6 protein-coding genes are annotated in these 6,449 nt (G+C 51.4%); 1 reads left to right on the forward strand and 5 read right to left on the reverse strand.

Annotated features, from left to right (window positions below):
* Positions 1–3: 3 nt before the first annotated feature.
* The 5 genes from corC to mtgA form a co-directional block, all read right to left on the reverse strand.
* Complete coding sequence (gene corC / locus ACVA53_RS18060; protein ID WP_255043535.1) at positions 4–876, reverse strand: CNNM family magnesium/cobalt transport protein CorC; 873 nt, start codon at positions 874–876, stop codon at positions 4–6.
* A 99-nt stretch (positions 877–975) separates the two neighbouring features.
* Positions 976–1,440 carry an rRNA maturation RNase YbeY gene (gene ybeY, locus ACVA53_RS18065; RefSeq protein ID WP_255043536.1) on the reverse strand — a complete coding sequence of 155 codons (465 nt, stop codon included), beginning with the start codon at positions 1,438–1,440 and terminating at the stop codon, positions 976–978.
* Positions 1,440–2,537 carry a PhoH family protein gene (locus ACVA53_RS18070; protein WP_303629417.1) on the reverse strand — a complete coding sequence of 366 codons (1,098 nt, stop codon included), beginning with the start codon at positions 2,535–2,537 and terminating at the stop codon, positions 1,440–1,442. The genes ybeY and ACVA53_RS18070 overlap by 1 nt, the downstream gene beginning before the upstream one ends.
* An 81-nt stretch (positions 2,538–2,618) precedes the next feature.
* Entirely contained in the window at positions 2,619–4,043 is a 1,425-nt protein-coding gene (gene miaB / locus ACVA53_RS18075; protein WP_255043537.1) for a tRNA (N6-isopentenyl adenosine(37)-C2)-methylthiotransferase MiaB, read from the reverse strand.
* A gap of 160 nt (positions 4,044–4,203) precedes the next feature.
* Entirely contained in the window at positions 4,204–4,905 is a 702-nt protein-coding gene (mtgA, locus tag ACVA53_RS18080; protein WP_446505851.1) for a monofunctional biosynthetic peptidoglycan transglycosylase, read from the reverse strand.
* A gap of 124 nt (positions 4,906–5,029) precedes the next feature.
* Between mtgA and ACVA53_RS18085 the strand changes: the two genes are divergently transcribed.
* Entirely contained in the window at positions 5,030–6,190 is a 1,161-nt protein-coding gene (locus tag ACVA53_RS18085; RefSeq protein ID WP_255043539.1) for a 2-octaprenyl-3-methyl-6-methoxy-1,4-benzoquinol hydroxylase, read from the forward strand.
* Positions 6,191–6,449: the final 259 nt, after the last annotated feature.

Below are 6,449 nucleotides of genomic sequence, written 5' to 3' on the forward strand. Positions count from 1 at the left end.
TCGTTATGATGTTGTCGTCGGTTGAGGTGCTTCGTGAGGAACGGTCACTTGCAACTGGATAACCCGGCGGTTGTCGGCTGACGTTACCTTGAATGAGTAGCCCGCCAATTCAACGATTTCCCCTCGGGCAGGCAGGTGACCAAAGCTGGTCATCACCAAGCCGCCGACGGTATCGACTTCTTCATCGCTAAATTGGGTATGGAACATTTCATTGAACTCTTCAATGGTTGTCAGCGCTTTCACCGCATATGTGTGTTTGCTTAACTGACGAATATCCTGCTCTTCCTCGTCGTCGAACTCGTCCTCGATTTCGCCAACGATTTGTTCAAGGATATCTTCAATGGTGATAACACCGGATACCCCACCAAACTCATCGACCACAATCGCCATGTGGTAACGTTCTTCACGGAACTCCTTGAGCAGGCGGTCAACCCGCTTGCTTTCTGGCACAACGACCGCAGGTCGCAGTACTTTCTCCATGTTGAACGGTTCGCTGTTCGGCTGTAGGTAACGCAAAAGATCTTTGGCCAGAAGGATCCCTTCGACGTGGTCTTTGTCGTCACTGATCACCGGATAGCGTGAGTGCTGGGCATCAACAATTAAATTAATTAGATCCTCTACCTTCTGAGAACGCTCGATAGTGACCATCTGAGAGCGCGGGATCATGATGTCACGGACACGCATCTCGGAAATTTCCATGACCCCTTCGAGCATGTCGCGGGTGTCGTGGTCGATCAAATCGTTTTCTTCTGAATCACGGAAAACTTCTACAAGCTCTTCGCGGTTCTGTGGCTCGCCCTGGAACAGCTGGCCAATTCGTTCAAAGAAGGACTTTCTACTCGGACCTTCAGAATTTTGTGAGTTATCTTCGTTCATTGTTTGTAAGAATTACTTCTCTCAGTTAAGTGGCTGTGCCACGGGAATATACGGCACCTCAATGTGCCGTATTAGTTTGACAACAATATAATGAAAAGTTTACTGCTTTTCTTCGGCATACGGATCGGCATAGCCCATTTGCTGCATGATTTCCGTTTCCAAGCCTTCCATTTCTTCTGCTTCGTCGTCCTCTATATGGTCATAACCTAGCAGATGAAGACTGCCGTGTACAACCATGTGCGCCCAATGGGCATTCAGAGGTTTATCCTGCTCCTTGGCTTCTTTTTCGACGACCTGTCGGCAAATGATCAAGTCGCCCAGTAATTCCAGCTCCACGCCCGGAGGAGCTTCGAACGGAAAAGAGAGGACATTGGTGGGTTTGTCCTTGCCGCGATAGTCATGGTTCAGGGTTTGGCTCTCTTCCTCGTCCACCAAGCGGATAGTCAGTTCGGCATCGGCTTGGAAAGGAGTCACTGCGGCATCCAGCCATTGCTGGAATTGCGCTTCGCTAGGCATACCGCTTGTATTTTCAGTGGCTACCTGGAGATCAAGATAAATCGCCATTAGTTTGTTTTTTCCGTTTCGACTGCTGGTGCGGCAACTGGTGCTGCGGCAGCAGCTTGCATGGCGGCTTGTTCTTCACGTCGGCGTTGTTCTGCAAGCTTACGTTGCTTCTGATCTGCGCTCTCCCATACCTCGTAGGCCTGTACAATTCGTGCAACTACAGGGTGGCGGACGACATCGTCGGCCTGGAAGAAGTTAAAGCTGATCTCATCGACATCGGACAGTACCTCAATCGCATGGCGCAGGCCTGAACGGGCACCGCGAGGTAAGTCGATCTGGGTAACGTCACCGGTGATCACTGCACGGGAGTTGAAACCGATACGAGTCAGGAACATCTTCATCTGCTCGACGGTGGTGTTCTGGCTTTCATCAAGAATGATGAAAGCGTCATTGAGGGTACGGCCGCGCATGTAGGCGAGCGGTGCGACTTCAATTACGTTACGTTCAATCAACTTCTCAACACGCTCGAAACCCAGCATTTCAAACAGGGCATCGTAGAGCGGACGTAGATACGGGTCGACCTTCTGGCTCAAGTCACCCGGTAGGAATCCCAGCTTCTCACCGGCTTCAACGGCTGGTCGGGTCAGTAGAATACGACGGATTTCCTGACGCTCTAGCGCATCAACCGCTGCGGCGACGGCGAGGTATGTCTTACCGGTACCTGCTGGGCCAATACCGAAGGTAATGTCATGGCGGACCATGTTGGCAATGTACTGGGCCTGGTTAGGCGTACGTGGTTTGATCACCCCTTTTTTGGTTTTGATCACCACTTCCTTGCCATAAGGAATACTTGATTCGGTCGACTGCTCCAGGACACCGGATTCTTTGATCGCCAAGTGAACTTGATCAGGTTCGATGTCAGGAATGGTGTTGCGAACCGGGGCGGTATCGACATACAGGTTTTTGATAATATCGGCGGCGGCTTCGGCTGTGTGGGGTTGGCCGACCACGCTGAAACTGCTGCTGCGGTGGTTGATTTCTACACCCAAACGGCGTTCAAGTTGTTTGATGTTATCGTCGAAAGGGCCACAAAGGCTGGAAAGGCGCAGGTTATTGGCGGGTTCCAGATTAAATTCAATAGTTATAACTTTGCTCAAGATTTGCCTCTCAATAGGGCCACCCGTGTGGGTGGCCTAGGGTTCAGGGCGCGTCCTACTTGTGTTCAGACGGGCGTCTTACTATGGAGTATATACGCCAACACCCAATTCATCTTCTTTGCGTGTTTTTTCCATCACTTCAGCTGGAGACATGGCTACACGTAGATCCATTTCCGCTTCGGTGCGAACCAGCTCACCACGAAGTGAGTTGGTGAAGACATCAGTGATTTTCACGTCAACGAACTGGCCGATCAGCTCTGGAGAACCTTCAAAGTTCACCACGCGGTTGTTTTCGGTACGGCCACGCAATTCCATCACGTTCTTCTTCGATGGGCCTTCAATCAAGATACGCTGCTCGGTACCTAGCATCTGGCGAGAATAGCGCATAGCCTGAGTATTGATCTGTTGCTGCAATTCATACAAGCGTTCTTTCTTTACTTTTTCAGGCAGATCACATGGGTAATCGGCAGCTGGCGTACCAGGACGGGCTGAGAAGATAAAGCTGAAGCTGATATCGAAGTCCACATCGCGGATCAGTTTCATCGTATCTTGGAAGTCCTGATCTGTCTCACCCGGGAAGCCAACGATGAAATCAGAGCTGATGGTGATATCCGGGCGCGCTTTGCGCAGCTTGCGGATCTTCGACTTGTACTCGATCGCTGTATGTGGACGCTTCATGTTCGTCAAAATACGGTCTGAACCACTCTGTACCGGTAGGTGCAAGAAGCTCACCACTTCAGGGGTGTCTTGGTACACTTCGACAATGTCATCGGTAAATTCGATCGGGTGGCTGGTGGTATAGCGGATACGGTCGATACCGTCGATAGCCGCAACCAGACGCAACAACTCCGCGAACGTCGCGATCTCATCGTCGTGGGTCGCACCACGGTAAGCATTGACGTTCTGGCCAAGTAGGTTGACCTCACGTACGCCTTGTTCTGCCAGCTGGGCGATTTCGAATAGTACGTCATCCAGCGGACGGCTCACTTCTTCACCACGGGTGTAAGGAACCACACAGTAGGTGCAGTACTTAGAGCAGCCTTCCATAATCGAAACGAACGCCGTTGGACCTTCAGCACGAGGCTCTGGTAGACGATCGAATTTCTCGATTTCCGGGAAGGAAATATCCATGACTGGTGCATGGTCGCTCTGCGATTGTTTGATCATCTCAGGCAGGCGGTGCAGGGTCTGTGGGCCGAAAATGACATCGACATACGGTGCACGCTTGCGGATTGAATCGCCTTCCTGGGTTGCTACACAACCACCCACGCCGATCACGAGCTCAGGTTTTTTGTCTTTTAGGGTTTTCCAGCGACCAAGCTGGTGGAACACTTTTTCCTGGGCTTTTTCACGGATGGAGCAGGTGTTAAGCAGCAGAACGTCTGCTTCTTCTGGTTCTTCCGTTAACTCGAAGCCATTGGCTGCATTAAGAAGATCGGCCATTTTCGATGAATCGTATTCGTTCATCTGGCAACCCCAGGTTTTGATAAGCAGTTTCTTAGCCATGTCTAACTCTTCACTCGTAGTGTTTATTCATTGCATTTCACATTGCTTCATTCCGCATCGACGGTCAAAAACAAGGCCGCCTGCGGGAGCAAGCCGCGTATTGTACTGCTTTAAGGCGTGCCTGACTAGATCATCACCACCCCGAATATTTTGTGGTTTTTCATTCTGCCGCTACCGGTTTGAGTTTATTGAGGGTTTGGGGACCCAATTGACGCATTTGTTGACGGATCCATTGGCTGCGCTGCTGAATATAGGGAGTCATGGGGGCGGGTTGCATCCGATAAGGGTTGGGTAATACCGCAGCCAATTGCGCAGCTTGCTGAGCGCTAAGTCGACGGGCGGAAATACCGAAAAAGGTCTGGCTGGCCGCTTCCACGCCGAACAGGCCGGGGCCGAACTCAACGATGTTGAGGTATACCTCTAAGATACGTGTTTTGTCCCAGAGTAATTCCATCCACAGCGCAAAGTAGAGCTCGACGCCTTTGCGCAGGAAAGTACGGGATGGAAATAGGAATAGGTTTTTGGCAGTTTGCTGGGTGATAGTGCTGCCTCCCCGAGTGGGACCCTCACTGCCGGTTTGCTTGAGGATCGCCAGGATGGCATTGATATCAATACCACTATGTTCGGGGAAGTGCTGATCTTCAGAGGCAATCACCGCGAGCTGGGCATTGGTTGATATCGCCGCCATCGGCACCCACTGGTGGGCAGCGCGCGATGGGTAGCCTTGGGGAAAAATGGCACGGTGAAGCTGCCAGCCCCAGACTGGGGGATTGATATACTTACCGACCAACACCAACAAGATCGGTAGCAGAAGTGCAAGCATTAGCAGTCTGAAAAGCCAGCGTTTGATTAATCCAGTCATCCCCTTCATCCTTGTGTGGCCATATATTAATCACTGATGCGCTTGTGAATTTTGGTAGAATATTGGCAGCAACGCGCCAGTGGGCGCGGCACTCTTTTCTTGAGCATAACAAATGGGAACCGATATGGAACAGTTTGATGTGGTTGTGGCTGGCGGTGGTATGGTCGGAGCGGCAACAGCAATAGGTTTGGCCCAGCAGGGGCTATCTGTTGCGGTGTTGGAAGGGATCACCCCAGCTCCGTTCGAATCTTCGCAGCCCATGGATCTGCGAGTGTCGGCTATTTCCCCACATTCTGTGTCATTACTGGAACGGTTGGGAGCGTGGGAGGCGGTGACGGCAATGCGACTTTGCCCGTATAAACGACTGGAAACCTGGGAGCACCCAGAGTGCCGTACTCGCTTTAATGCTGAACGCATGCACCTCGACCACCTTGGTTATATTGTCGAAAACCGGGTGATCCAGCTGGCGTTGTGGCAGCAATTCGAACTCTACCCGAACCTGACGGTGAAGTGTCCGGCCCGTATGGTCTCAGCCGTCGAAACCGATAATGGTTATGAGATTGCGATCGAGGACGGTAACCCATTGCATGCGACTTTGCTGGTCGGCGCCGACGGTGCTCAGTCTCGTGTTCGCCAACAGGCGGGGATTGGGATCACGGCATGGGATTACCGCCAGCACTGTATGCTGATCAGTGTCGAAACCACCCTGCCACAGCAGGATATTACTTGGCAGATGTTTACCCCTCACGGTCCGCGTTCATTTCTGCCATTACCAGGCCATCAGGGCTCATTGGTATGGTACGACAGCCCGGCGAAGATCCAGCAGCTATCGGCGATGACCCCAGCTCAACTTGAAGAACAGATCATTACTCATTTCCCATCAGAATTGGGTGAAATCAACGTGCTCAACCATGGCCGTTTCCCGCTAACCCGTCGTCATGCACAGCAATATTATAAATCTGGCGTAGTGTTGTTAGGTGATGCAGCCCATACCATTAACCCCTTGGCTGGGCAGGGGGTCAACCTTGGCTTCAAGGATGTTGATGTCCTGCTGCATGAAATTGAGAAAGCAGGCCAGGATTGGTCTAGCGTGCGGGTACTCCAAGCTTATGAGCGTCGCCGGCGTCCGGATAACCTGTTGATGCAGAGCGGCATGGACTTTTTCTATACCGCCTTCAGTAACAACCTACTGCCGGTGAAGTTTTTACGCAATGCGGGTTTGAAGCTGGCCGAGCAGGCCGGCCCGATTAAGCAGAAAGTGCTGAAGTATGCGATGGGGATGTAATGCCCATTGGGGATAAGCGAGTAAAGAAAAAAGCCGAATGTTTGTAAAAACATTCGGCTTAACAACCAGAGAGATACGATCATTGAGTTGGTTGTAAAATCTGTTGTCTGTTTATCTGGATGGTCTTATCTATGAGTATCCAAGTGCCAGACATAAGAAAACCCACCAAAAGGTGGGTTTCTAAAGATGGTGCGGAAGGAGAGACTTGAACTCTCACACCTTGCGGCGCCAGAACCTAAATCTGGTGCGTCTACCAATT

The organism is Photobacterium sp. DNB23_23_1 (genome assembly GCF_052873815.1).